General features: G+C 36.9%; 3 protein-coding genes. All 3 read left to right on the forward strand.

Going from position 1 to position 3,797, the window contains the following annotated elements; translation table 11 throughout:
• The first annotated feature begins 242 nt into the window (after positions 1–242).
• The 3 genes from GFJ36_RS28420 to GFJ36_RS28430 all read left to right on the forward strand — a co-directional run bounded on the left by GFJ36_RS28420 (position 243) and on the right by GFJ36_RS28430 (position 3,596).
• Positions 243–1,952 (forward strand): hypothetical protein, encoded by a 1,710-nt coding sequence (locus tag GFJ36_RS28420; protein ID WP_142314829.1) that lies wholly within the window; start codon positions 243–245, stop codon positions 1,950–1,952.
• A 27-nt stretch (positions 1,953–1,979) separates the two neighbouring features.
• Positions 1,980–2,996, forward strand: a complete 1,017-nt coding sequence (locus GFJ36_RS28425) for a hypothetical protein (RefSeq protein ID WP_098961662.1) — start codon at positions 1,980–1,982, stop codon at positions 2,994–2,996.
• Positions 2,997–3,419: 423 nt separating this feature from the next.
• The gene (locus GFJ36_RS28430) at positions 3,420–3,596 is read left to right on the forward strand and encodes a hypothetical protein (protein WP_157349825.1); all 177 of its coding nucleotides are present in this window, start codon (positions 3,420–3,422) and stop codon (positions 3,594–3,596) included.
• Positions 3,597–3,797: the final 201 nt, after the last annotated feature.

A 3,797-nucleotide genomic window follows, 5' to 3' on the forward strand; every position in this document is an offset into this window, starting at 1 on the left:
AACTAAGTAAATTACTAATGACTCAAAATGAGACGCTGTACTGATGGTAGTATGATTGAATAAATGTTTTTAAATTAGAAAGGAGAATCAAAATGACTGATGCAATTGGACCAATATTTGCCGGTGGGGGATTTGAAACTTTTGAAATTAATGAGAATGGAGTAGGATATAGAGTACTTTATTTACCTGATAAAAATAATGAAGAGTTACAGCGAGAAGGAAAACCACCGGTGTATTATTGGGTGCCGGATAGCGTACGATTAGCTCGAGATGTCGGCTCAGGCGATTACAAATTTCATCATATTCATTTTCTAATAAACCCGGTTAATGAAGTGGGAGATGAAGACAAAGAATCTGCTGGCGGTTTGGTATCTTTTACGACTACAGTATCTTTCCCGCCCTCCGTTCTTCAAAAATCACAAGAACAATTGCTAGATAGGTTTCGTGGAAAGGATGACAAGTTTTGGGGATGGAAAACGAATGTGGCACCGCAGTTTAGGATAGTTCCGATAACAGACAATGTGACTGCAATCGTAGGTAATGAATCACAAGGGTGGAAAATTGATGGTGCAGGACCAGGGAATGTCACCGGTGGTGAGAATGCTTACTCTGGTATGGTTGATAAACTTCATAGCGAACTACTTTGGGCGAGTTTCCATGGTACTTCTAGCAACATTGTAATTCAAAATTTATTACAAATTCCAGTCTGGACGCAGACCTTATCACTAAAAATCACTGGTAATTGGGACAAAATTTTTGAGCATTTCTCTGCACAAGCACATGGTGGCTGGTGGTGGTCAGCTGACATCGCGGTTGAATTTAACAAACTCCTTGCTAATGGCCATATTAAAGCTGAGATGAAGATTGACGGAACCAATCCTAATAGTGAAGAAATGACCAAATTGATGGAACAACACAAAGAGCTAATTATAAAACAATTTATGGAACAGGCAAACAAGTTTATCTTCGAACCAGCTCCACCTAATGTTGAGCCAGCTAAAGCTGGTCGCGGATTTTTTGGTTTTGGAGGCGGATTTGCTCTCAAATACCGTCGTGACGAAACACGATTAAATCTCAGCTATGAGGAAACCTTAGATTATAAATATAATAAGAACTATCCAATAAGTAGTTCTCTTACAGGATTTTATAATGATATTAAACATGATCCAGAAGCTGAGAGAAAGTATTTCAGTAAAGTGTATATTGGTGATTTAAGCAAAAAGGTGACTCGTATTGTAAAGCCGGTAGTGAATTGGCCAGATCCTTCAAAAGATTTTGCTGGTGAACCTGTTTCCTTTTTATCTGTCCAAGTCGGTTATCCGCGTAGTGATGGGACAATTGAATGGCAAATAAAAGATTTCAATAAAACTGATTCAGAATCCAATAATACTTGGAGACCTGATTTCTCTCGAAGAGATATGGCTGACGTAACAAACGCACCACAAGGGTGGACACCCGATAAAACATTTATTAAGAGAAAAGTTCATCTCCTAGAACCTCCTTCAGAGAGTGAATTTCGCTTTACTCGTATTTATGTTGAAATGAATGAAGTCGACCTAGACCCTACAGAACTAGGAACTCTCACCAATGATGGGACTGTAGAAGTTCGAGCAGATTCTGCCGGATTATTAGATATCGGACCTATTACATTAAGTCGTAATTTAACAAAAGAAAATCAGGTTGTTGAGGTGGAATTCAAAGCAAATGGAAATACACAAAATGGAGCAGAGCGTCCCATTGTAAGATTTGTTTGGGATTATGCAAATAGGGATAAAACAGGTCATTGGAAAATATATACAGGTCAACTTGACTATAAACCCACTTTTAGTTATCGAGTCCATGTCATAATTGAAGGTGATTTAGAAGGAGAAGATGGAACTGAATGGTACGGACCATGGGAAGAGGGCGCCGGTAATGGTCCACTTATCGTAAAGGTTCCAAAAAGACCTTAAATAATTGTAAAAAAGGAGGTTTATAGTATGAGTGAAAAAGTGACTCTTTTAGGACCTGCAGGAAACGCGCAATGGCAAGAGCATTCGATTGAACAAGGGACTCAACATCCCTTGTCCATCCTATGCCTTCCGGATGCAGCTAACAATTTATTGGAAGGGAGTGCTAAAGCAGGTTATTACTACTATCTTCCCAAAACTCCTTTGCTAGTAAAGCATCCCAACGGTGAACCTGTCATGTCGCTTACTCTCATGTTGACCCGGGAACAAGATGCAACTGAGGAGAATCTTTTACCGTTAATCAAAAATGGTATGTTTTCTTTTGAGATTTTGTTTGAGACCGGAACTGAAACATTCGAGGTTGTTACCAGCAAAGGGCAAGTAACATATATCAAGCTAACAAAAAGTAAGTTGTTTTTTGAATTGGTATTACTTCAAGAGGATACAGAAAAGGTGCTTGCCTCAGTTAACGTAAACGGAGAAAATGCCAAAGCAGGTCTTAGTCTTATGCTTAACAAATCGGAAGCTGCTGATGTACTTTCGTCACTAGACGGAACAGTATCAAAGATTTCTATACGTATCAAAGTCTCCTACAATGTCGCCCCCCAACAGAGGAAAATTTTCCTTTCAGGTTCTTGGGAGAAAATTTACAATTTCCTTAGGATACAACCTGATGGGGGTGAGGGATTTACAGTAGATAAGTTACGGAACTATTTTTATGAAATGATTACAAAAGGGGTCCTTTCACTAGGAGCTATCTCTGCTTCCGAAGATCCACAGCTGGATGCTTATATAAAAAACTACTTGTTTGACAATTTTTTGCAACTTTCAACTATAATTCTTAAACATGTAAATTCTGAAGAACCTAAATATTTATTACAAACTCCGCCAGATACAAAATTAGAACTGATTTACGAACAGACACTTTCGATTCCTAATCCTAGTGATAAATCTATAATAATTACGACACCTCTTGAAACAGTGATAGGAGGAGCCTTAAACGGTTTGGATCGAAACAAGTTTATTCATGTTATTACATCTATCTAAAATTTATTTGTTAAAAGCAAATAAATTAAATAAAGAAATGTTGTTGTATAAATGAAGATTCACAGGCTTTTATTTCAATATTTTTTGATGAAAATGATGGACTCAATAAAAGACAGGCGTTCACTACAAACATTAAAGAAGTAGATGCAACAATCATTGTCAAAATACATGAAATAGACACAGATTTGGAAGCAAGTTTACAATTCCCTTAATAAACAACCCGAAGAGGATGGTAGGTTTACAATAGATAAGTTACGGGACCATTTCCATGAAATGATTATGACTAGAATTCTCTCTGTAAGTATTATTTCAGAAGATGAACAACTTGTTCCTGATATAACTTATAACTTGGGTTTCGACAATTTTATGAGATATTCATCAATAATACTTAATGATGTAAGGTCTGAAGATGGATTTACTAAAATGCCTAGATATCTATTGCAAACACTGAAAAGTACGATATCGGATAAAATAAGATACGAAGATACACTCTTCTTAGATACTACGCCTACAGAAAAATCGATTACGTATACAGCACCTCTTAAAACAGTGATAGACGGGGCTTTAAAAGGTTTGGATCGAAATAAGTTTATTCGTTGAAAAGAAACTCAATCAAAAAAAGGAATGATGTTACTTTGCCTGAACAAGATAGAGATACACATGCATTTGAAGTGATTAAACCTAAACAAAATGAGGATTTTACAACAAGTCCATTTTTCTTTTCTTATGAACGCTCAGGAGCTACATTATCAGGTGAGCCAGGGCTTACGGGTACGGTACGTTTTACACTAAAAAAAAAAA

The sequence above is a fragment of the Bacillus sp. EE-W1 genome, assembly GCF_009760835.1.
GTDB lineage: Bacteria > Bacillota > Bacilli > Bacillales > Bacillaceae_G > Bacillus_A > Bacillus_A wiedmannii.